The sequence below is a fragment of the Stenotrophomonas maltophilia group sp. LNF247 genome (genome assembly GCF_054083135.1).
Genome location: NZ_JBSRQL010000016.1, coordinates 63667 through 86983 on the forward strand (window position 1 = coordinate 63667; position 23317 = coordinate 86983).

The 23317-nt window shown below is 65.5% G+C and carries 25 protein-coding genes; 9 read left to right on the forward strand and 16 right to left on the reverse strand.

What is annotated here, in order from left to right; genetic code table 11:
- The first annotated feature begins 206 nt into the window (after positions 1 to 206).
- On the forward strand, positions 207 to 1814 hold the full coding sequence (locus tag ACTXG9_RS15360; protein WP_457654794.1) for an ATP-binding cassette domain-containing protein: 1608 nt from the start codon (positions 207 to 209) through the stop codon (positions 1812 to 1814).
- A gap of 175 nt (positions 1815 to 1989) precedes the next feature.
- On the opposite strand, the gene ACTXG9_RS15365 is transcribed toward ACTXG9_RS15360, so the two are convergent.
- A complete protein-coding gene (locus ACTXG9_RS15365) occupies positions 1990 to 3315 on the reverse strand; it encodes a GTP-binding protein (protein ID WP_111098370.1) in 1326 nt (441 codons plus the stop codon).
- Positions 3316 to 3385: 70 nt separating this feature from the next.
- Here ACTXG9_RS15365 and ACTXG9_RS15370 point away from each other — a divergent pair, with 70 nt between their 5' ends.
- Positions 3386 to 3772 (forward strand): MerC domain-containing protein, encoded by a 387-nt coding sequence (locus tag ACTXG9_RS15370; RefSeq protein WP_164144195.1) that lies wholly within the window; start codon positions 3386 to 3388, stop codon positions 3770 to 3772.
- Between the two features lie 82 nt (positions 3773 to 3854).
- Here ACTXG9_RS15370 and ACTXG9_RS15375 read toward each other — a convergent pair whose 3' ends face one another.
- Entirely contained in the window at positions 3855 to 4139 is a 285-nt protein-coding gene (locus tag ACTXG9_RS15375; protein WP_111098371.1) for a metal/formaldehyde-sensitive transcriptional repressor, read from the reverse strand.
- A gap of 48 nt (positions 4140 to 4187) precedes the next feature.
- Here ACTXG9_RS15375 and dmeF point away from each other — a divergent pair, with 48 nt between their 5' ends.
- Entirely contained in the window at positions 4188 to 5162 is a 975-nt protein-coding gene (gene dmeF, locus ACTXG9_RS15380; RefSeq protein WP_171953350.1) for a CDF family Co(II)/Ni(II) efflux transporter DmeF, read from the forward strand.
- Between the two features lie 87 nt (positions 5163 to 5249).
- Here the strand turns inward: dmeF and ACTXG9_RS15385 are convergent, their stop codons facing one another.
- Positions 5250 to 5534 (reverse strand): hypothetical protein, encoded by a 285-nt coding sequence (locus ACTXG9_RS15385; protein WP_021204445.1) that lies wholly within the window; start codon positions 5532 to 5534, stop codon positions 5250 to 5252.
- Positions 5535 to 5624: 90 nt separating this feature from the next.
- Between ACTXG9_RS15385 and ACTXG9_RS15390 the strand changes: the two genes are divergently transcribed.
- The 3 genes from ACTXG9_RS15390 to ACTXG9_RS15400 all read left to right on the forward strand — a co-directional run bounded on the left by ACTXG9_RS15390 (position 5625) and on the right by ACTXG9_RS15400 (position 7872).
- Positions 5625 to 6041 carry a hypothetical protein gene (locus ACTXG9_RS15390; RefSeq protein WP_021204446.1) on the forward strand — a complete coding sequence of 139 codons (417 nt, stop codon included), beginning with the start codon at positions 5625 to 5627 and terminating at the stop codon, positions 6039 to 6041.
- Positions 6042 to 6168: 127 nt separating this feature from the next.
- Positions 6169 to 6843, forward strand: a complete 675-nt coding sequence (locus ACTXG9_RS15395) for a hypothetical protein (protein WP_134731146.1) — start codon at positions 6169 to 6171, stop codon at positions 6841 to 6843.
- 186 nt (positions 6844 to 7029) lie between these two features.
- Positions 7030 to 7872, forward strand: coding sequence for a class I SAM-dependent methyltransferase (locus ACTXG9_RS15400; protein WP_111098374.1), 843 nt, complete (start codon positions 7030 to 7032; stop codon positions 7870 to 7872).
- A gap of 3 nt (positions 7873 to 7875) precedes the next feature.
- On the opposite strand, the gene ACTXG9_RS15405 is transcribed toward ACTXG9_RS15400, so the two are convergent.
- Together ACTXG9_RS15405 and ACTXG9_RS15410 are read right to left on the reverse strand one after the other, a co-directional pair.
- A complete protein-coding gene (locus ACTXG9_RS15405) occupies positions 7876 to 8844 on the reverse strand; it encodes a polysaccharide deacetylase family protein (protein ID WP_134731148.1) in 969 nt (322 codons plus the stop codon).
- Positions 8845 to 8914: 70 nt separating this feature from the next.
- Entirely contained in the window at positions 8915 to 9574 is a 660-nt protein-coding gene (locus tag ACTXG9_RS15410) for a hypothetical protein (protein WP_181451832.1), read from the reverse strand.
- Between the two features lie 133 nt (positions 9575 to 9707).
- Between ACTXG9_RS15410 and ACTXG9_RS15415 the strand changes: the two genes are divergently transcribed.
- A complete protein-coding gene (locus ACTXG9_RS15415; protein WP_207049644.1) occupies positions 9708 to 10388 on the forward strand; it encodes a hypothetical protein in 681 nt (226 codons plus the stop codon).
- Between the two features lie 90 nt (positions 10389 to 10478).
- Here ACTXG9_RS15415 and ACTXG9_RS15420 read toward each other — a convergent pair whose 3' ends face one another.
- Both ACTXG9_RS15420 and ACTXG9_RS15425 read right to left on the reverse strand, forming a co-directional pair.
- The gene (locus ACTXG9_RS15420; RefSeq protein WP_021204450.1) at positions 10479 to 10652 is read right to left on the reverse strand and encodes a hypothetical protein; all 174 of its coding nucleotides are present in this window, start codon (positions 10650 to 10652) and stop codon (positions 10479 to 10481) included.
- Between the two features lie 9 nt (positions 10653 to 10661).
- The gene (locus tag ACTXG9_RS15425) at positions 10662 to 11474 is read right to left on the reverse strand and encodes an alpha/beta fold hydrolase (protein WP_457654795.1); all 813 of its coding nucleotides are present in this window, start codon (positions 11472 to 11474) and stop codon (positions 10662 to 10664) included.
- A 226-nt stretch (positions 11475 to 11700) separates the two neighbouring features.
- Here ACTXG9_RS15425 and ACTXG9_RS15430 point away from each other — a divergent pair, with 226 nt between their 5' ends.
- Positions 11701 to 12180: a nuclear transport factor 2 family protein gene (locus ACTXG9_RS15430; RefSeq protein ID WP_134731156.1), complete on the forward strand. Its 480-nt coding sequence runs from the start codon at positions 11701 to 11703 to the stop codon at positions 12178 to 12180.
- Between the two features lie 75 nt (positions 12181 to 12255).
- A complete protein-coding gene (locus ACTXG9_RS15435) occupies positions 12256 to 12672 on the forward strand; it encodes an XVIPCD domain-containing protein (protein WP_021204453.1) in 417 nt (138 codons plus the stop codon).
- 63 nt (positions 12673 to 12735) lie between these two features.
- Here ACTXG9_RS15435 and ACTXG9_RS15440 read toward each other — a convergent pair whose 3' ends face one another.
- The 9 genes from ACTXG9_RS15440 to ACTXG9_RS15480 all read right to left on the reverse strand — a co-directional run bounded on the left by ACTXG9_RS15440 (position 12736) and on the right by ACTXG9_RS15480 (position 23257).
- Complete coding sequence (locus tag ACTXG9_RS15440) at positions 12736 to 13800, reverse strand: XVIPCD domain-containing protein (protein ID WP_457654796.1); 1065 nt, start codon at positions 13798 to 13800, stop codon at positions 12736 to 12738.
- Between the two features lie 40 nt (positions 13801 to 13840).
- Positions 13841 to 14416 carry a hypothetical protein gene (locus ACTXG9_RS15445; protein ID WP_019660872.1) on the reverse strand — a complete coding sequence of 192 codons (576 nt, stop codon included), beginning with the start codon at positions 14414 to 14416 and terminating at the stop codon, positions 13841 to 13843.
- A gap of 76 nt (positions 14417 to 14492) precedes the next feature.
- The gene (locus ACTXG9_RS15450) at positions 14493 to 15068 is read right to left on the reverse strand and encodes a hypothetical protein (RefSeq protein ID WP_457654797.1); all 576 of its coding nucleotides are present in this window, start codon (positions 15066 to 15068) and stop codon (positions 14493 to 14495) included.
- Positions 15069 to 15211: 143 nt separating this feature from the next.
- Complete coding sequence (locus ACTXG9_RS15455; protein WP_180877760.1) at positions 15212 to 16360, reverse strand: YncE family protein; 1149 nt, start codon at positions 16358 to 16360, stop codon at positions 15212 to 15214.
- Positions 16361 to 16545: 185 nt separating this feature from the next.
- Entirely contained in the window at positions 16546 to 17379 is an 834-nt protein-coding gene (locus tag ACTXG9_RS15460) for an XVIPCD domain-containing protein (protein WP_457654798.1), read from the reverse strand.
- Positions 17380 to 17559: 180 nt separating this feature from the next.
- A complete protein-coding gene (locus ACTXG9_RS15465; RefSeq protein WP_457654799.1) occupies positions 17560 to 18195 on the reverse strand; it encodes a hypothetical protein in 636 nt (211 codons plus the stop codon).
- The gene (locus ACTXG9_RS15470) at positions 18192 to 19118 is read right to left on the reverse strand and encodes an XVIPCD domain-containing protein (protein ID WP_457654800.1); all 927 of its coding nucleotides are present in this window, start codon (positions 19116 to 19118) and stop codon (positions 18192 to 18194) included. The genes ACTXG9_RS15465 and ACTXG9_RS15470 overlap by 4 nt, the downstream gene beginning before the upstream one ends.
- A gap of 144 nt (positions 19119 to 19262) precedes the next feature.
- Positions 19263 to 19901, reverse strand: coding sequence for a hypothetical protein (locus ACTXG9_RS15475; protein ID WP_457654801.1), 639 nt, complete (start codon positions 19899 to 19901; stop codon positions 19263 to 19265).
- 44 nt (positions 19902 to 19945) lie between these two features.
- A complete protein-coding gene (locus ACTXG9_RS15480; protein ID WP_457654802.1) occupies positions 19946 to 23257 on the reverse strand; it encodes an XVIPCD domain-containing protein in 3312 nt (1103 codons plus the stop codon).
- Between the last annotated feature and the right edge of the window lie 60 nt (positions 23258 to 23317).

Here is a 23317-nt window from a genome sequence, read left to right on the forward strand (position 1 = left end):
CTACAGAACCGCCCGACCATCGGTAGCGCCGGGCCATGCCCGGCGGCCGCACACCTGACCATTCAGCCACTGCCGCTATACTGACCGCTCATTCCTCCCAGAGGCTCGCGACCAATGCGCCATTGATGCCGCCGTCTTCCCACCAGACGGCCTGACTCTTCCCGCCCCCTGCGCGCAGGGGAGAACCCGGCATCCATGGAGGTCGCATGACCCCGCATTCCCTCACGCTCGATCGCGTGTCGTATCGATTGGCCGACGGCCGCCTGCTGTTTTCCGATCTGACGTTTTCCTTCGAACCGGTTGCTACCGGCCTGGTCGGTGCCAATGGCGCCGGCAAGAGTGTGCTGGCACGCCTGCTGGCTGGCCGGCTGCTGCCCGACAGCGGCCAGGTACGCGGCAGTGGCCGGGTGTTCCTGTTGCCGACGCCCGGTTATCCACCCGCCGGCACGGTTGGTGAGCTGGCCGGCGTCGGCGCGGAACTGGCCGCGTTGCAACGCATCGAGGCCGGCAGCGTGGATGAGGCCGACTTCGCCTGCATCGGCGACCGCTGGGATCTGCGCGAATGCCTGCAGCAGCAATGGCAGATGCTCGGGCTGCCCGATGACCTCGACCCCGCCCAGCCTGCCGCGCGTCTCAGCGGTGGCCAGGCGATGCAGGTGGCGCTGTCCGGTGCCTGGGCCAGCGGTGCCGATTGGCTGATCCTGGACGAACCCAGCAACCACCTGGATGCACGCCATCGCCAACAGCTGTACGAGCAGTTGCAGCAGTGGCGCGGTGGCCTGCTGGCGGTCAGTCATGATCGCGAGCTGCTTGGGCACATGCAGCAGATCGTCGAGGTCGATGGGCGCGGGCTGCATCGTTACGGCGGACCGTGGCAGCACTACGCCGATGCGCGCGCCGCCGAGCGCGAAGCTGCCGCCGCCCAGCTCGACCATGCGCGCGCCCAGCACCGGCAGCAGCAACGCAGCGCGCGCGAACAGCACGAACGGCAACAACAACGCCAGGCGCGTGGCAATCGCGATGCGAAGCAGGCCAACCAGGCCCCCATCCTTCTCGGCCGGCAGAAGCAGCGCGCCGAGGCCAGCCACGGCCGCGCGCAGCTGGTACAGGCCGAACGCCTGCAGGCCAGCGCAGAGCAGCTGTGCGCAGCGGCATCGGCGGTGCATGTGGCGCCGGAGCTGGCGCTGTTTGCCGTCGCAGGCGAACGTGGCAGCACGCGTCTGCTGCAGGCCGAATCCCTGGTGCTGCCGCATGGCTGCAGTGCGCCGTTGCAGCTGGAGATCCGCCGCGGGCAACGCATCGCCGTGATCGGCGACAACGGTGCTGGAAAATCCACCCTGCTGCGCGTGCTGGCCGGCCAGTTGCCTGCGCGCAGCGGCATCGTGCAACGGCATGCGCCACTGGCCCTGCTCGACCAGCAGCTGCTGGGGCTGTCCGGCGAGCGCAGCATCCTCGACACCGTGCAGGCCGCCAACCCGCGCGCGGCCCCCGGCGAACTGCGCACGCGGCTGGCCCTGCTCGGGCTGGATGCACAGCGCATCCAGCGGGCGGCCCACAGCCTCAGCGATGGCGAACGGGTGAAAGGCGCGCTGGCCAGCGTGCTGTATGCCGATCCCGCACCGCAGCTGTTGCTGCTGGACGAGCCGGGCAATGCGCTGGATCTGAGCGCATTGCAGGCGTTGGAAGAATTGCTTGCGGCGTGGCCGGGCGCACTGGTGATGGTCAGCCACGACCGGTACCTGCTGCAGGCATTGCGACCGACGCAGGTACTGCTAGTCACCTCCGACGCTTGGCAATGGCGCGATGCCTTGTAGATCCACGCCATGCGTGGGTTCGATTCTGTAGAGCCGAGCCCACGCTCGGCTGACGCATCACGCATGGCGTGGAACCACTGCAATTGCAGCCGAGCGTGGGCTCGGCTCTACAAGGCGGGCAAAGACCGGTTGAACCGCCATCCACGCATGGCGTGAATCTACTGGAGCCGTTCGCTCACCGCTTCCACACCGGGAACGCCTGCGGCAACTGCTGCCACAGCAACGGCCCCGCACGCAGTTCCTGATCGTTGAGCAGGCACGCGTCCAGCTCCGCTCGCACCGCGCGCTCATCCATGTGCACGCCGATCACCACCAGCTCCTGGCGGCGATCCCCCCACAACGGATGCCACAGGCGCTGCATCGCCGAATGCGCGGCCGCATCCGGGAAGTCCTCCGGCCCCGGCAACGGTGCGCTCCAGCAATCGGCCTGCTGCCGCGCCCAGCCGAGGTCGCTGTACGGCAGCGGCGTGGGCGGCAGCAATGGCGCGGTGTCCTCCAGCCCAGCGCGCACGCGATCACGCGCGGCGTACCAGAACCCCGCCGCCTGCGTGCGCGTCGCTGCGCCCACGGTGTTCAGTTCGCCCACCCAGTCCATGCGGTTGGCCAGCCAGAACCAGCCCTTGCTGCGGATCACGCCAGGCATGCCCGACTGCAGCGCGCGGGCGAAGCGGGCGGGATGGAACGGTCGCCGCGAGCGGTAGACGAAGCTGCCGATGCCGTACTCTTCGGTCTCCGGCGTATGCTCGCCACGCAGTTCCTTCACCCAGCCCGGCGCACGTTGCGCACGCTCGTAGTCGAAGCGGCCGGTGTCCAGCAGCTCGGCCAGTGGCACGTCACCGAAGCGGGACAGCAGCAGCTTCGCGTCGCGGTTCAGGCCGCGCAGCACGGCCAGCGTGTCCTGCAGCACTTCGTCATCCACCTGGTCGACCTTGCTGACCACGATCACATCGGCGAACTCGACCTGCTCACACAGCAGGTCGACCACGCCGCGATCATCATCCGGCCCGGCCTGCTGGCCACGCTCGGCCAGGCGCAACGTCGAGCCGAAGTCGGCGAGGAACGCGCTGCCATCCACCACCGTCACCATCGTGTCCAGGCGCGCGATGTCGCTCAGGCTGAAGCCCTGCTCGTCACGTACCGCGAACGTGGCCGCCACCGGCATCGGCTCACCGATGCCGGTCGACTCGATCAGCAGGTAGTCGTAGCGGCCGGCGTCGGCCAGGCGCCGCACTTCCTGCAGCAGGTCATCGCGCAGCGTGCAGCAGATGCAGCCATTGCTGAACTCCACCAGCGTCTCTTCGGTGCGGCGCAGTTCGGCGCCGCCCTCGCGTACCAGCTGCGCATCGATGTTGACCTCGCTCATGTCGTTGACGATGACCGCCACACGCAGGCCCGCGCGGTTGCGCAGGATCTGGTTGAGCAGGGTGGTCTTGCCGGCCCCGAGGAAGCCGGACAGCACGGTGACCGGAAGGCGACGGTCGGCGCGGGAAACAGTGTTCATGTCGGAGCGGGGTTGGCTGCGGAACGGAAATGTTACTGTATAACATCTGTCGCGCAAGGAGCCTCCCCCGATGAAGTCGCCGTCTGCCGCCCTGCTCGATGCCGGCGCTGTCGCCCTGTCCAGCCTGTGCCTGCTGCACTGCCTGGCGCTGCCGCTGCTGGCCGCCGCGTTACCGCTGTTCGGCGCGTGGGCCGAGGCGGAATGGGTGCACTTGCTGTTCGTGGCCATCGCCCTGCCGCTGACCGGCTACGCGCTGTGGCGGGCCGAGCGTCGCCGTCGCCTCCCCGTGCTGGCCTGGGCCACCGCCGGCGCCGGGCTCGGCCTGCTGCTGGCCGGCGCGCTTGCGCTGCCCTCGCACGACTGGGAAACACCGATGACGGTCACCGGCAGCCTGCTGCTGGCCGCCACGCACATCTGGAACGCGCGGCACCGCCACGGGGGTAGAGTCGACTGTTAGTCGACTATCGCGCGAAGCGCGGGGTCTTTCGTTGGTTGTACGAAGAGCAGTCGACTGACAGTCGACTCTACCGCCCCTCGGCCTATTTGCCGTAGCGGCGCAGCAGCTCGACCAGCACCTCGGCCTCGGCCGCCCGCTGCTGCGGGTCTTCGGCGCCCACCACGTGTTCCTGCAGGTGCTCGTGCAGCAGCTCCATCAGCAGGCTGTGGGCGGCACCGCGCACGGCGGCAACCTGCACCAGCACGTCCGCGCAGTCGCCGGCTTTACCCTCGGGCTGGTCCAGCGCCTGCTCCAACGCCGCAACCTGGCCCGCGATGCGGCGCACCCGGGTCAGCAGCTGCTTACGATTTTTGTGTACGTGCGCCATGGCGGGATCATATACCCTATGGGGGTATCCACTCCAGCTCCCGCCCCCATGCACTTGGACGCCCTCGCCGCCGCCCGTCGCCACGAACACCGCTTCGACGACGGCAACCCGCTGGCCGAACGCAATACCCGCCGCGCCCTGTGGCTCACCGTCAGCATGATGGTCGTGGAGATCGTCGGCGGCTGGTGGTTCAACTCCATGGCCGTGCTCGCCGACGGCTGGCACATGAGTTCGCATGCGCTGGCGCTCGGGCTCTCGGTGTTTGCGTACCGCTGCGCACGCCGCTACGCGCACGACCCGCGCTTCGCCTTCGGCACCTGGAAGATCGAGATCCTGGCCGGCTATACCAGCGCCATCGCCCTGCTCGGCGTGGCCGCGTTGATGGCCGTGCAGTCGCTGGAGCGGCTGTGGGTACCGGCGCCGATCCACTACAACGAAGCCATCGCCATCGCTGCGGTAGGCCTGGGCGTGAACCTGCTCTGTGCATGGTGGCTGCACGACAGCCCGGGCCACGCGCATCACCACCACGGGCATGACCATGGCCATCATCACGGGCATGACCACGAACACCACGATCACGGCCATGCGCACGGTCACGACCTCAACCTGCGCTCGGCCTATGTGCACGTGCTGGCCGACGCCGCCACCTCGGTGCTGGCCATCATCGCCCTGCTCGGCGGCAAGCTGCTGGGCCTGACCTGGCTGGACCCGGTGATGGGCCTGGTCGGCGCCGTGCTGGTCACGGTGTGGGCGGTGGGCCTGCTGCGCGACAGCGGCCGCATCCTGCTCGACGCGCAGATGGACGCTCCGGTGGTGGCCGAAGTACGCGAAGTGATCGAACAGGGCCCGTGGCCGGCGCGCCTGGCCGACCTGCACGTCTGGCAGGTGGGTCGCGGCAAGTACGCGGTCAGCGCCAGCGTGGTCACCAGCGACGCCACGCTGGATGCCGATACCCTGCGCAACGCGCTGGCGATCCATGAAGAGCTGGTACACGTAACGGTGGAGATCCACCGCAGCACATGATCCACGCGGGTAGTGCCGGCCGCTGGCCGGCAACCTCATGGGCTCCGGAAACAATCCGGTGTTGCCGGCCAGCGGCCGGCACTACCGCTAGAGCTTCAGCATCATCCGCAGCAGGTACATCAGCAGCGGCAGCGCACTCAGCACCGCACCACCGATGCCGATCCACGGCCAACGCTCACCGCGCACGCGCGAAGCCACCGCCAGGCCGCCACCCACCAGCGCCGCGCCCAGCACGCCCACGCCCAATCCCGCAGCCATGCCATTGCCGCCTGCGGCTGCCGCCGCCTGCGCCGCCAATGTGCCGGCCCCCCAACCCACAGCGATCCCCAGCCAACTGGCCATGCCGCACCACGGTGCCTTGCCCTGCGCCATCCGAAAACCCCTTTGTTCTTGCCGAATTTCTGTACGGGCGACGCCCGAGTGCCGCCTACACTAGCCGCACCTGCCCTGTAGGGACATCCCATGCGCATGCTCCGCCTGCTGCTGCCCGGTGCCGTCCTGCTGCTCACCGCCTGCAGTGGCGATGCCGGGCTTCCTTTCAGCGCCGATCCGTTGCAGGGCTGCTTCGCCACCGGCGCGCGCAAACCGGCCGACTTCCGCATCGACAGGGAAGGCGGCCAGTACTTTGTCTCCTTCAGCCGCGGCGACCAGTGGCAACGCGAGCCGAATGCCCTGCACAAGGCCACCCGCAGCGAGATCAGCCGCTACTTCCGCGATGACGCCGAGCAGATCGACAGCGCGTTGATCCGCATGGCGGGCGGCTTCGGCATCTTCCACTTCAACAAGGACGCGACGTTGAACGGCAAGGCCAGCGATAGTGACTACATGGCGTTGATGCTGATCGGTGCTGGGCCGGTGTATGCGGTGAAGTGCGATTGAGCGATGGATCAACATTCAAACTAGTAAGAGAAGTTTGAAATCTGGTCAAGTACGGTGCGGGTCACAATCTGAAAACTGAACATTGTTGAGCCTAGTGTCTCCGCAACCGAAGAACGGAGACTCGCAGATGAGTAATCGCACACTGATCCTGTGTCTGGCAATCGCCACGGCCTCGCCTGCATTCGCAGAAACACCATTGAGTGTCGACAGAACGGAGCTCAGCGCCAAAGGAGAGATCATCATTGTTCGCCGTACAACTTGGCCAGACTTCGATGGAGGGCAGATTCAAGTTGATCAGCATCTGAAGCCTGATGGATTTGGACGACTGATCTATCGATACAGCGACCAGTCGGAGGCGACTAAGCTCTACCACCAAGCTTTCTGCGCTTCCATGGATATGGAACCATCTCAAGGGGAGGGGACGATTGAAGGGCCGGCAGCAGGCTGGGCATGCACTCGTGAAAACACCCCAGGGAATCCAACCTCAAAATGGAGTTCGAAGAGTATTGACTGGGTTACGGCAACTGCGCCGAATGGACGTGTTCCTGTGGGCGTGTCCTATTATTCAACAGGCCAGATGAATGCAGAGAGCTCCGTTGCCGGAGCCCGAACAGCTAAGATTGGTATTGACAACGGCAGATGCTATTTTAGCGATACACGTCATTATTCATCCCCCTTCTATCTCAGCGAGGGAATTGGCGTCGTCTGCACCATAATGGAGTCACGATTCGTGAGCACCTCGCTGGACGTGTGCATACCAAGGCAATGCGCATCCAATCGCGGAACTCAGTTCGCTCAGTAGGCAACTGATCTTAGGCGGCCTTCAGCCTTTCACTGAAGGCCGCGTCGCGGCATCCCGTCATACTGAGATTAGTTGCACATGCCCCATAGACCGTTGTTTTCAACGACCATGGTCATAAATCACTCTTTCAACCCATCATGCGCCCTGCGGTACCATGCCCTCCCCCGAAACGCCCCGGTACCCGCCGTGCCCCATTACTTCGGCCCCCTGCTGACCCGCGACAGCGCTGACACCCTGCGCCGTGCCCATGACAAGGGCGCTGCCGAATGGCAGGGCTCGCTCGACCTCGGCCGCAGCCAGGACAGCGTGGTGCTGGATGCCGACGGCTTCCACTTCCGGGGCCAGCCCTACCCGTGGCCGGGCAAGCTGAAGGACCGCACGCTGTACTACTGGGATGGCGAGGACTTCGCGCCGATCTCGCGCTACAGCGGCTCGCTGATCAAGCTGGTGCCGACCGAATGGGGCGCACCGACCTTCGAGATCGACGGCATCAAGATGCTGCCGACCTCGAAGCTGTCGCCGTTCGAGGATGCACGCCGCAAGGTGGAGCTGGTCGCCCCGGCCGGCAAGGTCATCCTCGATACCTGCGGTGGCCTGGGCTACTTCGCCGCCTGCGCGCTGGAGGCCGGTGTCGGCCAGATCCGTTCATTCGAGAAGAACGCCGATGTGATGTGGCTGCGCACGCTCAACCCGTGGTCGCCGGATCCAGACTCGGCTGCCGCCGGTGGTCGCCTGCAGTTCAGCCACGGTGACGTCTCGCAGCAGATCGAACTGGTGGCCAGCAACAGTGTCGACGCAATCCTGCACGACCCACCGCGCTTCGGCATCGCCGGTGAGCTGTACTCCCAGGTGTTCTATGACCACCTCGCCCGCGTCATCCGCAAGGGCGGCCGCCTGTTCCATTACACCGGCGCGCCGAACAAGCTGACCAGCGGCCGCGACGTGCCGCGTGAAGTGGCCAAGCGCCTGGAAAAGGCGGGTTTCAAGGCCGAACTGGCGCTGGACGGCGTGCTGGCCGTCAAGCGCTGAGCGTCACTCCGAGTCGACCTTGGCCAGCTTCATCACCCACGCCGGCACCTCGGGTTCGCCGGCGTAGAAGTCCTTCGGCTTGTTCTGCGCCATCGCCCAGCGGTGCAGCCAGCTCGGGCCATAGCGGCCGTTGTAGCCCTCGGCACCCCGCGCGTAGGCCGGGTCACGCATCGCCTCGTCCAGTGAAATGAAGCGATAGCCGCGACGCTTCGTGGCCGCGACCAGTTCGGCAAAGGTCGCCGCGTTGAGCTCATTGGCGTGCATCAGCCACACCTGCGGCAGCGCGTACCCAAGTAGCGCCTGCGACTGCTTCTCGTAATAGTCCAGCTTGTTCAGCATGTACGGCACGTAGCCCTTGCGCAGCTGCGCCAGCGTCGCCGCGCGCGCGGGCGAATCCGCCTGCTCGTTCATCACGTTGGCATAGGCGAACGCCCACACCCACTCGCCGTTGTCCACCGTCACCGGCGCCACGCGGTAGCCAAGCTGCTTGAAGAACACGTCCATTTCCGCGCGGTCTTCCGGCGTGCGCCCCGCACGCAGATAGGGGTGACGCATCCACTGCGGCTTCAACCCGCGCTCGGCCAGCAACGGCCGCAGCACCGTCTCGCCACGCAGGAAATCCCGCTGGAACGCAGGCACGCCCTTGGCGTTCAGGTCCATGTGCGAGTAGGTGTGGTTGCCCAGCATGTAGCCGGCGTCCAGCCAGTCGCGCAGCATCTGCACCCGCGCCGGCTGCATCTGCCCGTCGATCTCAAGCTTGTTCTCGTTGACGAAGCCGACCACCGGCACGCCTGCCTCGCGCAGCTGGTCCATCAGCGCTTCATGCCGCGCCTGCAGGTCAGGCGGAACGATCTCATCCACCCGCGCCCAGGGCAGGTCGTCGATGGTCACCGCAATCCGGCGATCTACTTCAGCGGCGTGTACCGCCAACGAACAGAGCAGTAGCGGTACAGCGCGAAGCAACCAACGCATCAGCACTTCCTTGCAGGGGCGAAGTACGGACTTTAGCGTGATTGAGAACGCCTGGTCGGGCATGCAGCTGCTATGGGCTGGGCGACTGCACCTCCCGCTCGCGCACGATCGCCCGCCACAACATGAATCCTGCAGCCATCGCCATCAGCATCACTGCGACCAGCACCAGGGCCAGATCATCGGGATTGCGCAGCAGAGGGGCATGCTCGTGGGTGAGGATCTCGAACACCACCTCCTGCGCCTGTGCCAGCGGCAAACTGCCCTGTTCCCCCAGTTCCATCAGGCAGGTTGTCGGCGCCAGCTTGGCCACACTGGTCCATGCCATGTCGTACAGATGCAATGCCCGCACCGCCAGCACCAGCAACGCGCCATGCAGCATCATCAAGACCCGGTTGGCCCGCCGCAGCCGTCCGGACAACCGCCCCAGCCGATAGACGCTGATCGACATCGCGCCCAGCAGCGCAAGCACCACGCCCGCCATCGGAATCCACTGCAACGGTTGCCACGGTGCAAGCGCAGTGGATCGCGCCAGCAACTGTTCGGCCACCTGTATGCGTGCGGCCGCGTCGGGCCCACCGCATGCGTCATCCACCGGCTCCAGCAGCAGTCCCACACGGTAGTGGAAGAAGCCGGCTGCAAGGCCTACCGCCAGCAACGCCACCACCTGCAGCGCCAGCAGGATCGGGCCGGGACCACAGATGCGACAGAAGCGGGCAGCGGCAGAGACCATCGGTTCATCCATGACAACAAAGGACCATCCTAACCAAGCATCCTGTGCCTGTCGGCTGGCGTATACGACAACCACCGCGTGGTCCCGGTAGGATGTAGACGAGCATGGATGGTCGTCTGTAGAGGTGTTGTGGATGGTCACGCTGTATCTGTGGGTGCGAACCCTGCTCCCGCTGCTGGCGTTCGTGATCGCGTGGATGCTGCTCTCGCGCCTGATCCAGGCCCGCGTGGCGCGCCTTCCGCGCGTTCCCTTGAACCTGCCTGAGCACAGCAGCAGCCCGCGCAGGAAGGACCGGCGCATTTACGCGCGCAAGCTGCGGCGCAGACCGGGGCTGCGCAACGCGACTCGACCGGCTACCGCGCCGCGCAGCTGGATCCTGGCGGCGGTATTCGTTTCGCTGTGCGTATTGATCGCCGCCGTGCTGGCCGTACCAGATGGCGCGCGCTTCCAGGTCATGGTCGAGAGCCTCACCGGCTACCCAGCCACGATTGCTGAAGTACATGTTCCCGCTGCCGGTCAGCCCCTCGTGCTGCAGGCGTGGCAGCCCGCACTGGCGCAGCTGTCACGGCCGGTAACAATGCGCTACCCGATCGGGCGCACCGGCGGCCAGCAGGACGCGCACGCCACGCTTCCGGTACAAGTGAGGCATCAGGGAGATCGGCTGCAGGTAGCTACGGCCATGTCGGTGGATGCCGAGCTGCTGCGTGCGGAGCTTGCACGCCTGGCTGGGGTACCAGTTGAGGCCGTCACCGTCCGCCAGAACAAGATCGCGCCTTGGCTGGAACCCGGCTGGAAGCCGCTGGCCAAGCTGTAGAGCCGAGCCCACGCTCGGCTGCTTTTGCCGTAGCTCCACGCATGCGTGAATGGATGCAGAGCGGAGTCGAGCATTACTCAACTCTACAGATCACGATCCGCGCGGCAGCTTGGCGGCCCACATGTTGTCCACCAGATTGGGGTAACGCCGGCCGTTCTCTTCCGCCCGCTGCCGCGCCGCCTCCTTCTGTGCAGGCGACAGCGGCTGCGAGGTCTGGCCCTTGGGGTTGGGCTTCTTCCACGGTGGCATCTTCGGTTCGCGCATGGCCGCAGCTTACCGCTTCAGGAAGTTCAGCAGGGCAAGATTGAAGTGGTCGGCATGGCTGGTATTGCAGCCGTGCGGCGCGCCTTCAAGGATCACCACTTCGCTGCCCGCAATGGCCCGGTGCGTGCGCTGGCCAGAGCCTTCAAACGGAACGATGGCATCGCTGTCACCGTGCAGGATCAGGGTGGGCACTGTGATCTTCGTCAGATCATCGCGGAAGTCCGTGGTGGCAAACGCTTTCATGCAGCCCAGCGCTGCCGTCTGGTCGGACTGATGACACAGCGCGATCGCCGCCTGGCGCGCTTCCTCGGTGACCACCAGCTTGCCGTTGGCGCTGAAGAAATCGCGGGTGAAGCCGTCGAAGAACGCTTCGCGATCCTTCTCCAGACCACTGCGCATTTCGTCAGCCTTGTCCTGGGCCAGCGGGCCTTCCGGGTTGTCATCACTGCGCAGCAGGTACGGCGGCACGGCGGCAGCAAACACCACGCTGTGCAGGCGCTCCTGCCCGTGGTTGGCCACATAGCGCGCCACCTCACCGCCGCCCATCGAGAAGCCGACCAGGGTGACGTCGCGCAGGTCACGTTCCTCGATCAACCCCGCCAGGTCCGCCGCCAGCGTGTCGTAGTCATAACCTTCGGCCGGCTTGTCGGAGCGGCCGAAGCCACGCCGGTCGTAGCTGATCACCCGGTGTTGGGCGTCGCGCAGAATCGTCACCTGCGTCCTCCAGGCATCGGCGGACAGCGGCCAGCCGTGGATCAGGATGACCGGGCGGCCGTGGCCCCCTGTGTCTTCAACGTGCAGGCGGATGCGGGAAGCAGGCATGGGCGCTCCTGTGGAAAGGGAGGCGTTCAGGCTAGTGGCCGTGCCCTGTGGCGGCCGTGAGGGAATCCCGGCCGCTCATGACATCGCCTGCACAGCCAGGGCCCCGACGCTGGCGCCGGGCCGCCAATGCGGGCGTTCACTCCGTGGAAGGGCCGTTTCGTCGGACACCGGCTGCAGTGGCCCAAACGCCATGCGAGCCTGCGTGAACCCTCCCTGGAGCCTCACCATGCTGCTGCCCACCCTGCCCTTGCTGGCCGCCGGCCTCGTTGCCGCGCCAGCGCCCGCCGACTCCCTGCGCGAGCAGATCCACCAGGCCGACACCCAGCTGTTCGCCGCCGCCTTCGAGGCCTGCAATGCCGACAGGGCCGCCGCGATGACGACCGACGACATGGAGTTCTTCCATGACAAGGACGGCAAGTCGGCCAGCAGCCGCGAGGACTTCCGTCGCAGCGTGGCCACCCTGTGCAGCAGCGCGCGCAAGGGTGGCTGGCAGCTGCGCCGCGAGCTGGTGGAATCTTCGCTGCAGGTCTTCCCGCTGCACGATGAGCGGGCGCTCGAAATCGGCAACCACCGCTTCCATGAACGCGGCAAGGATGGCGTGGAACGCTGGACCGGCCAGGCCCGCTTCATCCAGGTCTGGCGCCGCGTGGACGGGCGCTGGTTGGCCGAACGGGTGATCAGCTACGACCATCGGCCGGCGGACTGACCTTTCCGGCGCCCTTCACCGGCCGGATTTATACTGAAGGGGTTCACCCCGACCCACCGCTACCGTTCGATCGCCATGGCAGAACTCACCCCCAACCACCCCGACTACGGCCTCAACCAGCAGGTCCGCCAAGGCGTGGCCGCTCTGGATGCCCAGCATGGCCGTGCGTTCGACCAGACCAGCGAACGCCTGGCCGCCAGCCTGACCGTGCTGGCCCGCGAGCAGGGCCTGCAGCAGGTCGACCATGTGCTGGTCAGCAACGCCACGGCCCAGCACCCGGCCGGGCACAACGTCTTCGTGGTGCAGGGCGACCCGGCCAATCCGGCGCACCTGCGCGCGATGATGCCGACCGCGGTGGCGGCGCAGACGCCGGTGGAGCAGTCGATGCAGAAGCTGGGGTTGGCCCCGCAGCAGCCGGCCGTGGGGCTAGTGCCCGAACAGCAGGCCCGTGAGCAGGAGCAGCAGCAGAACCCGGCACACCGTCTGGGCTGAGCCGCCTCCAGCGTTACTGGCGGCCCAGCGCGAGTACGGCGGCTCGCCGTGGCGCTTGCTGCGCTAGGCCATGCGCGGACTGGACTGCTCCTGCACCTGGCGCTGCTGCAGCTCATCCTGCGTACGCACCTGTGCAGACTGCGACAGCTGCTCGGCACGCTCGAACGAAGTTTCTGCCGGTGTCTGCGCAGCCACCGCTGTTGGCATGCTGGCGCGCAGCTGTGCCGGGTCGTTGCGCTCGCCCTGCACGATGAAGATGTTCTGCGCCACATCCGCCTGCGCAGTACGATCGCTCAACAGCACGTGGTCGACCCGGGTCAGTCCGTTTGCCTTGGCCAGGGCGTACAGGCTGGCGCTGATGTTCTCGCTGGTGGCATCGAAGCTGCGGCCCCGCTCTGCATCAAGCCGGGCCACGCCCTGGTGGATCTGTGAAAGCAGCGGATCGTTGCTGTGCCGGGCCAGAAGATCACCGCTTCGTTCGCCCATGCCCTCGGCATCACTCAGCATGTGTTGCTTGAGACTGCGCTCCGGCAGGGGATTGGTTTTCCTCTGGTTGAGCTCGCTGTCCGGAAACGGCGGATCAATGCTATCCACACCGTGGATGTTGCGCAGCGGTCGGAATGCGTCCTTGCCCGCCCCCTTGATGTCAAGAGGAATGCGAACATCCGGAAGAAGCTGGCCAGCGGGACCTCCCAACGCGTTCACGTCGATGCTGCTTTTCCGCTGGATGCCTGCGTGGTTCAAGGCTTCCCAGGTGAAGTCCACGCAGTTGTTGCGCACGTCCTTGTATTGAAGATCGAAGCCGTACTTATCCGGGTGCGCACCGAAGGCCTCAAGCTTTCTGTACTGTTGCTCGCTGATCTCGAGCGTGCGGCTGTAATGCGGGTTCCTGTACTCGACCGCATCGGTCTTCATGACCTCGCCCGGCCCGTTCATGCTTCCATGCTCCGTCGGCGCGAAGCCGAAACTCCGCGTGGTCTTGTCCGGCCCATGGAGCACGTAGAACATGTGTCCGGGCCCGGATGTCTGCGGAACCCCGTCCACAACTTTCTGTACACCTCTCTCGTCCACCAACGGCGTACCAGGTGCGGCAATGACGATTTCTACGGTGTAGCGCGGCTTATCCATAAGAAAAATCCTTCAGTTCCTTCCAGCAGTGGGATGACGTCTATTTCCCAGAGAGTGGGTCGGCATGAACCCGCAGCTGCGCCGGGTAATGCTGGAGCGCAGCGGTGGGCTGCACCGTGCGCACATCCAGGCGGTAGCGGGCACCCATTTCTATCGGCAGCGTGACGATGCTCAACCTGTATCGGCTGGCGTCCATCGATACCTGCTGCGCGTAACGCCAGTCTGCCGACTCGTGCCATTCGGGGAGCGGCTCACCCAGATTGCGCGCCCGTGCCTGATAGACATCAGACGTTGCAACGTCCTGCCAGGCACCTGCGACCCAGCGCTGCAGGGACAGCTGAAAGGGAACATGAACATTGTCCATGTCAGGCTCACTGTCAGGCCCGGGTCCATGTCGCTGCACTTCAAGATCCAGAACATAGGGACGACCCGGATAGAAGTTGCGGGCATTCGTCTCGAACTCGAACCGCACCGCTTGGCCGGACCCGGCCACGTCGATCGGCTTGACCAGATCCAGCGGCTCCGGCGCATCCGGTACGCGGCTGCTACAGGCGCCGAGTGCGCCCGCCAGCGTGAAGATCAGGCCGGCGCGCAGCCAGCGGTGGATACCCAGCATGATTCAGATCCTTTGGCTCCCTGCCATAGGCCTCAACCCTAGCGGGTGACCAACGGCGTCGCAACCAGGCGATTGATTACTTTCCAGCGGGTCGGGCGGCATGGATCCGAAAACGGGCCGAGTAGCCCTGCAGTGCCTCTGTCCTCTGCACCGTGCGCACGTCCACGCGGTAGCGGGAGTCAATTTCCACTGGCAGAGCAACCAGGCTCATCGTGTACTGGCCATCACTGCCCATGTGCGGCGACGTATACCGCCATTCGCTGGATGCATGCCATTCCGGAAGCTGCTCACCGGCATTGAGCACCCCGGCTTGAAAGCTGTCGTAGGTGGGAACATCCTTCCAGGCATCAGCACGCCATTGCTGCAGGGTCACCTCGAACGGGATCCTCATTGTGCCCACGTCAGGCTCGTCGGGCTTTCGCGTCCCTTGGTGCTGCAACTCAAGCTCCAGCGCATAGGTGCGACCCGGGTGGAAGTTGCGGGCATTCGTCTCGAACTCGAACCGCACCGCCTGGCCGGACTCGGCCACGTTGATCGGCTTGACCAGATCCAGCAGCTCCAGCGCATCCGGTACGCGGCTGCTACAGGCGCCGAGTGCACCCGCCAGCGTGAAGATCAGGCCGACGCGCAGCCAGCGGCGAATACCCAGCATGATTCAGATCCTTTGGCTCCCTGCCCTAGGGTTCAACCCTAGCGGGTTGGCGCTCGGCACTGCAACCCGGCAAAGAAGAAGGCAGGGCCTGCACCCTGCCTTCTTCATGCGGCACGCTGCCGGGCGAGCCCAGCGTCAGCGCATCACAGCTGGATGCGCGCCACGCTCTCGTCAGCGCCCTTGTCATCCTTCTCGCCGTTCTTGATGCTCACGAACAGCACGTTGTTCTTCGCATCCAGCGCCAGGCTGTTCGGGTGGGTCGGCACGGTGTAGGTGGCCACCTTCTGGTAGCTGTCACTGTTGTAGGCGGTCACCGTACCGGCTTCGCGGTTGGTCACGTACAGGCGCTTGCGCGGTGCATCCAGCAGGATGCCCAGCGGGCCGGCGTCGGTCGGAATGCTGGCCAGTTCCTTGCCGGTGCTGCGGTCGAGCACCAGCACGCGCTGGCCCGGGTGCTTGCTGACCAGGCCGCTGCTCTTGGCCTGGTAACCACGCAGGAATTCCGAGCCCTGGTCGGTCACGAACAGGCGCTTGCCGGCCGGATCCAGCGCGATGTTCATCGGCTGCTCGGCGGCGATCCTGTGCTGCGCCACTACCTTGTTCGAATCGGTGCCCACCACCACCAGGTCGGCCAGCAGGTTGCTGGTGTAGACGCGCTTGTTGGCCGCATCCAGCGCCAGGCCCGGCGCCTTGGCATTGCCCAGGCCGTCGATGGTGTTGATCACCTTCAGCGTGGTGGTATCGATCACGAACAGCACGCTGCTCACGTCCGGCTGGCTGCTGTGGCCGGTCACGTACAGGCGGTTGGCCGCGCTGTCGACCACCAGCTCGCGTAGGTCGTGGGTGTAGGCGGCCTTGCCGTCCTTGCCGGTCTTCTTCTCCATCAACTGGATGGTGCCCACGGCCTTGTTCTGCGCGGTGTCGACCACGGTCACCGACAGGTCCACGGTGTTGCCCACGTACAGGCGGTTGTGGGCGTCGTCCAGCACCACGCCGAACGCCTTGCGCTCCAGCGGAATGCGGGTTTCCACGGCCAGCGTGGCCGGGTTCAGGCGCAGCACCTGGGCCGGGCCGGCGTCATCGCCGAAGCCGCCGGAGGAGGCCACGAACACGGCGTTCTGCTTCGGGCTGTAGGCCAGCTCGTACAGGCCCTTGGCCACGGCCTGGCGCTGCACAGCGGCGGTGGTAGCACTGGCAGCGGGTGCGTTGTCGGCGAACGCGGAGGGCACGCCGAGGCTGAGCGAAACGGCAACGGCCAGGGCGGCCGAGCGGAAGAGAGGATTACGGAACATGCGAGCGTCCTTGAATGGGCACGGGAGGGTGTCCTGGCTCGCTGGGCCGTACTGCGACGGCCCGCCCCGCATCTGTCTGCGCGGGGTGGGCTGGCTGGGGTTGCGGGGGAATGGTAGCAGGTGGGGGGCGTGGCGTGCGCCGGCGCGGGCATGGCCGACGCTCGACCTCGATGCTGCGCCCGCGGCTATGCCATCCGTGGGCCGTGGCTCTGCTGAAGCTGCTGCTCCTCCTGCAGGCGCTGCGCGTCTCGCTGCGGCTCGTTCTGCTGCAACTGCGCGACGCGATCGAACGAGGCCTCCACCGGTGCCTGCGCAGCCAACTCCGCCGGCATGCTGGCGCGCTGGTGTGCCGGGTCACTGCGGTCACCCTGCACGATGAACAGCTTCGGTGCGGTATCGCCGCGCTGCTCGCCCAGCACCACTTCGTCCACGCGCGAGAATTGCTGCTCCTTCGACAGCGCGAGCAGGCTGGCACTGACATTGCCGTTGCGCGCACCGAAAGCGCCGAGGTCGGCCACCTGCTGGTGGATCTGGTTGAGGCGGGCATGATCGTCGTGCGCCGGGTCTGCGGGCGTGCCGCTTGCCGCGAGCACGCTGTTGCCGCGCCACTGCTCGCCGTTCTCGGTGAACATCCACTCGCGGAACGTCTGCTTCGGCATCGGGTTCCACTGCACCTTGTCCAGCTCGCTGCCCTTCACCTGCTGCGGAATGGCATTGACGGCGCGGATGTTGTCCAGGACCCTGGTAGCGCCCTCGTAGTTGGTGATCTCCCCGGCCAGCCCCACCGGGCGCAGCCCTGCGTGGTTCAGGGCACCCCACGCGAAATCGGTGCAGGCGTTGGAGAAGAAGTCGTAGTTCATGTCGAAGCCGTGTTTCTTCGCGTCTGCGGAGAACTCGAGGATGCGGTCGTACTGCTCCTTGCTGATCTCGATCGTGCGCTCGAAGCGGGGCTTGTCGTAGACCCGCAGATCCGTGTCATCGACTTTGCCCAGCGAGGGATTCGCACGGTCGTTCCCCATCGTGAATCCCCTGCTCACGGGTACCGGGTCATTTGATCGCGCCAGCGAAAGAAACATGTGCCCGGCAAATGACGGATCCAACAATCTCTTCTGGCCCGCGTCGCCCACATCGACTCTCGGCGTGCCGGGCGCGGCGAGATGAATCGTGACCGTATAGCGCTCTGCTTCCTTGCTCATGTCTTACTTCCCTAGCGATTGATATCCAACAATAAGTTCGGCTTGGAGCCCTTCCAGCTGCGGACGGTCCTCCATCAGGTCGACTGTCAACCGATACCGGCCCGGCTCCAGCCAACCGACATCCGCGACCTGAAGTACCTGATACAGCATGTCACGCGAGTGCAGACCGGCTTGGATCAGTGCGCCCTCATCCAAGCTTGTATCGGACAGGTATCGCACAACCTCATCTTCTGGAATTCTCTGTGAGTCACGCCCGTCAGGAGTGCTCTGCCATAGCTGTACAGGACCAGGTGCGCCGCCATCAATCCGCTCCAGACGCAATCGCATGGGTGGCCTTCCCAGCCTGATCTTCTCCCACGCGTCCAACAACGAGCGCCCGTCGGTATCCTGCAGCCGCAACCCGATGTTCAGGATCGGAACGGCCGGCTTCTGGGGTGCCGGCAAATCAAACGTGACCTCGGCAATCCGACCGGCCTTCTGCAACTGCACGGCCCGCGTGAACGGCACAACCGTGCGGGCCTCGGCCTGTGCGCGCGTCAGCAGGGACGGCGCAACCTCAGGCGCTGGTGACGCACGGCATGCCGCCAGCGCGCCCAGCACCGCCAGTACCACCAGCCCCCGCCGCAGTGACCGCGTCATTGCTCCTTCAACCGCAGCGAATCGGCCACATCGGTCTTGGCCGCCACCTCGGTGGCGATGCTGGCGCGGCGGTGCCCCGGGTCGTTGCGGTCGCCCTGCACGATGAAGATGCTCTCCGCCGCATGGCTGCTCTTCGTCGGCCGGCTGAGCAGCACGTGGTCCACGCGCGAGAGATTGTTCTGCTTGGCCAGCACCAGCAGGCTGGCGCTGATGCGCTGGCTGGCCGCATCGAACGGGCGACCGTGCGCGGCATCCAGTTCGGCCACTTTCTGGATCAGCTGCGAGAACAGGCGATGGTCCGGATGTGAAGGGTCCAGCAGCGTGCCGGCCACTTCGATCGGCGTCGGTGGCGGTTCATCGGTCGCGCGGTCGCCCTGGCGATGATGCTCGGCCTCGCGCTCGGGCATCGCGTGGTGGGTTTCGGCATTCAGATCGCTGCCCGGGAACGGCGCAGCAATGCACTGGATTTCCGGCAGGTTGAACAGCACCGCGAACTCGCCCAGGTTGCTGCCGCCGTCCAGCGGCGCCGGCAGCGGATGCAGGCCCGCGTAATGCAGCGCCGCCCATACGAAATCGCTGCAGCGGTTGATGGTGGCCGGGCGATCCACGTCGAATTCGAACTCGGCCGGTTCCTCGGCGAAATCACGCAGGCAGCCGTAATGCTCCTCAGTGATTTCCAGGGTGCGGCTGTAGTACGGGTCCAGATGTTCGTCGGCATCATCGTGGCGCACCTGCGCGTACTGCACGCCGGTGCGGGCTTCGCCCGGCGCGTGGCGCGGTGGCGCGAAGCCGTAGCTGTGGGCCTCGTCGCCCGCGGCCACCTGCAGGTACATATGGCCGCGCGGCGAGATGCCCCCACTCTTCAGCGGGGTGCCAGGGGCGGCCAGATAAAGGGTTACCGTGTAGCGTGTTGCCTGCTCCATGCCTGTTCAGCCTTGATGGGTACTGCGGTCCTGGCTGGATGATGGCATAGGTGGGATCGGGGGTAGGTGGAGGACAAAGTTGGGGCCACGACTGGCTTGCTGAATGTGTGAACCAGCCAGCAATCCAAGAAGCTGACTGCTTCGCTACTTGGGCCTGCGCAGGTAGGCAATCAGCAGTTCGGGGTGATACGGATCAAGCTGCGTCAGAGGCGAATGCAGTTGCACTTCAACCCGGTATCGGCCCGGCGAGGGATTGCGTGCCCATGCGAAGGCCAACTGTGCGTAGGTATCACCGGGTCGTTCCAGCCCAGCATTCTGCAGCGCCAGTACGTCAGCATCGTCCAGCCACGCGCTGGTTACTCGACCATCGGCGGGGATGGGAATCGTCCGGGCAGGTTCCCCGATGATGGATTCCAGCCGGTGCAACGGCACGTCCGTCCATCCACCCAATTCGAGGCGCTCCATGGAGACGTTGGCCTGGAGCCCGGATGCCTGAACATCGATCAGTGCCTCCAGTGCCGGGACGTCGTCCGTACGATTGACCCGAATGCCGATCATGAGCGTTGGAGAGGAATTCCTGCTGGGAACATCCACATCGAATTCCACTGCCAATGGTTCATCCATTGACGAGGTGGGCATGGCGCGCACAAGCGGCACCAGATCCGGACGATGGGCCTCTGCTATCGAGCCTGCGTCGCGAGCCGCCTCGGGTCGGCACCCCGTAGCCAGAAGAACGAGCAGTCCAGCGAGCATGCAGATCCGGCGCTTTCCTTGTGGCTTCATCTTCGGTCCTTTTCGCAGGTCGCCCAGTGCAGCTCACACGTTGATCATCCCCCGCTGGCCGCACGAATCTGGATGTCGTGCTGCACCCGCTGGTCTTCCAGCTGCTGGTCCATCTGATTCGCAAGCGCACGCTGATGCGCTTCACGGCTGACAGAGTCGAACTGTTGCAGTGACTCTTCAACTGATGTCTGCGCCGCCAGCTCCGTCGGCATCGCAGCGCGCTGATGGGCCGGATTGCTGGGCTCACCCTGCACCACGAACAGCGTGTGCCCAGCCGGATGTTCACTCGTAGCGTTGCTCACCAACACATGGTCCACCCGCTCCAGGTCGTTGTCCTTGGCCAGCACCAGAAGGCTGGCGGTCATGCGTTCGCTGACTTCATCGAAGCTGCGGCCGTGCTTGGCGTCCAGCGCTTCCACGCCCTCGCGGATCTGCTGATACAGCGCGTGATCGGGGTGGCCGGGCTGCGTGGGGTCCTGCAGCGTCCGGTTCGGGCCCGATGCCTCATCCTGTGCGGGCGCGGTCGGTTCAGGGCTTGGCGCTATCGTGGGCGCGGCAGGAACAGTGACAGCCGCAGTGACGGGCTGGTGGTCACCCAACGGAGCCGGTTCGGGCTCTGGCACGTGTTGTGCCGTTTCCTGCTCCAAAGGCCATGGATCGCGCGAAGGCTCAGCAGGCAGCGGCTCCTTGAACGGCACCGGTTCCACCTCCTGCACTGCCATGTCCTGCTTTGGAGTGGGCGCAACCGTAGGCATCGGGGCCATCTTCTCCGGTTCCGCTGCCTGCTCTGTGCGCTGCGCGGGCACCGTCTGCGTTGCCGCTGCCAGAGGCGCGGCAGAGTGTGGCGTCGCACGCTCGGATTCGACCGGGTGCGCCTGCATCGGCCCAGCGGGCTCCGGCGCCTGTGAGGCGGTACGGTTCTCGGTGGGCGCCTCGCTGTTTGGATGGGGCTGAGGTTGCGGCTCCGCCTCACGCCGCGGCGGATCGCGCTGCTCGGCGTACCGCTGTGGCTCGGGCTTATCCCGCGGCGCGGGCGTAGGCGGTGACGTGACCGCTACCGCTGGCGGCGCTGCCGCAACCGTCGCAGGCGCGATGGGTTGCGCAGTCGCCGGCTCTTCAGGCAGCACTTCCACGTTCCCATCCTGCTCGGATGGCTTGTCGCCATGTGCCAGCTGTGCGGCTGCTCGTGCAACCTGTCCTGCATCTACCTGCGCAGCACCGAGCCGATTTGCCTCCTGCAGTGCCTGCCGGTACACCTCCTGCTCACCCGCCGACAGCGCTGCAATGCGTAGCTCGGGCGAGTCGGGCAACGGTGCCTGCTCATTGGCACGCGCCCGCACCTCATTCCATGCGGCCTGCAGCTCCTGCGTGCTGGTAGTCGCGACGGCACGCGCCACGCCATCCTGGCCTACCTGGTAATGGGTGATGGGCCGGGACGCGCCCGCGTTGCCTTCGGCTACAGGCCCCAGTTCCTGCAGCGTGGGACCCGAAATGCCGTGCTGCTCGCGCGTGCGTGCCGTGGCCAGGGCAATGGCCTGCTCCCACGCCGGGGTCAGCGCGATGCCCGCAGCGTAGTAGCTGTGGCGCAGCTCGTTCTGGTTCACTTCCGCCGCAGATGGCAACGGTCGCGCGTCCAATGCGGCAATGGTCTGGTTGAACTGATCGAGCGACGGCTGCTGGATGGTGCGGGTCAGCTCCAACTCCAGCGCCATGTTGCCCTGCGCGATCTGGCCAGCGTGGTGCCATTGTCCTGCGTCATCGCGCTGGTAAAGCTGGTTGTCCGAGCCCTGGATGGCGTCGGGCCTGGCACGCGCCTGCTCCACCGCTTCCGGCACCAGCGGCACGAAGTCGCTGGCGCGGGTAGCGACGTAAGTCTCCAGGTAGCTGGCGGCAATCGCGGCCTTGCCGTTGGCGATGTTGTTCTCGATGCGTTGCACCGCCTCACGATTCAACTCGTTGGCGCGTTCGGGGCTGGCGGTCTGCGTCTCATACACCCCCCGATCGTTGGCGCCGGTCAGGCCGATCTTGACCTGCCGCGTCCACTGTTCGGTCTGCGCATCGCGGTGCCAGTTGGGGTTGTCCAGACGGCTCTCGCCATCCTTCGCCGGGATGCTGAAAGGATCCTGCGGCGGCGGCGCCTTGCCCAGCGCCAGCTCTACCGCTTTTACGTGGGCGTATGCGCCCAGCTCGCGGGCCTTCTCGTAACTGGCACCCACACTGCGCTCAGCCGGATTGCCCAGGCCGTCGCCCGCGCTGTCCATGACCGCCTGACGCTGCCAGTTGCGGCCATCGAACTGCCATGTGACATCGGCCTTGTCGGTCTGCCGGTAGATGGCGCGGTTGTCGAGCAGATCGGCGCCCCTGTCGAACGCCTTGCTCATCAGCAGCGCATCGCCCGCGACGATGGCCGCAGGGACGAAGCTGGAGGTGCCGATCACCGACGCCGTGGCCATGCCACCGATCCAGCCACCGCCGTTGCGCGCCAGGGCGTGGGTGAGCTCGGACTGAGCGGCGGTGCCGTTGCCTTCTTCCAGCAGCTGTGAGGTGCGGCGGGCGGTGATGACGGCATCGGCGCCGGAGGCAAGCAGGCCACCGGAGCGGATCAGTTGGCTGGTGGAGGCTTCGCCGAGGAGGAGGTCCATAGTGATGCCGCCTTGCTGCAAGCGAGGCGCACGAATGCGATAGGCAGCCTCCTCACCTAGCACTCGCTCCACTTTCAGGATGCCCGGCTCCGACATGACAATCCGACCAGATTGTTGCGCATCGGAGATTGCCGCCGACAAGCTGTTCCTCTGAAGCTCAAGATCACTTCCTTTAGTCAGCTTGGTGCCGAACTGATCATGGACATCCAGCAAGGCCACAATGCGCGATTCAGTTCTGGTCACTAGAAGATGCATTCGCTCGTCTGGACGCATGCCAGTCAAAGCGCCGTACTGCGAAGAGTGGACCTGCGCGTAGCGATCGACATTTCCGAAGAATGCCTGTGTCCGCGGCCTGATGGCATCTGAATCCATGCCAAGAGGAGCGTTCGTGTAAAGATCACCGTTGACTAGACCAATCGTCATCGTGTCGCGAAGGCCGTTGACCTGAGCTGCCACGCGCTGCATCGCAGCCACGTCACCGCGAAGCGCAGCTTGGCCGTCTGGTGATGCCTCGATCATCTCCAGAGAAAAGGTGATTCCGTTTTGATAGTCCTTGATCGGCCCCCCGCCATGAGGGGAAACACCCATGGCAGCAGCGAGCTTCTTGTCTGCCGGCATGTAGAGCAGGTTCTCGAACACGTCCTTCTCAACAAGCTCAGCTTCCACCAACGCCTGCAGAAAATCGTTGTTATTGAAGGTTTGTTGCTCAAGCACATGGTGCTTCTGGAGAATCGGACTGCTACGCGGCATAGAGCGACCTCTTCCTTGAGTTCA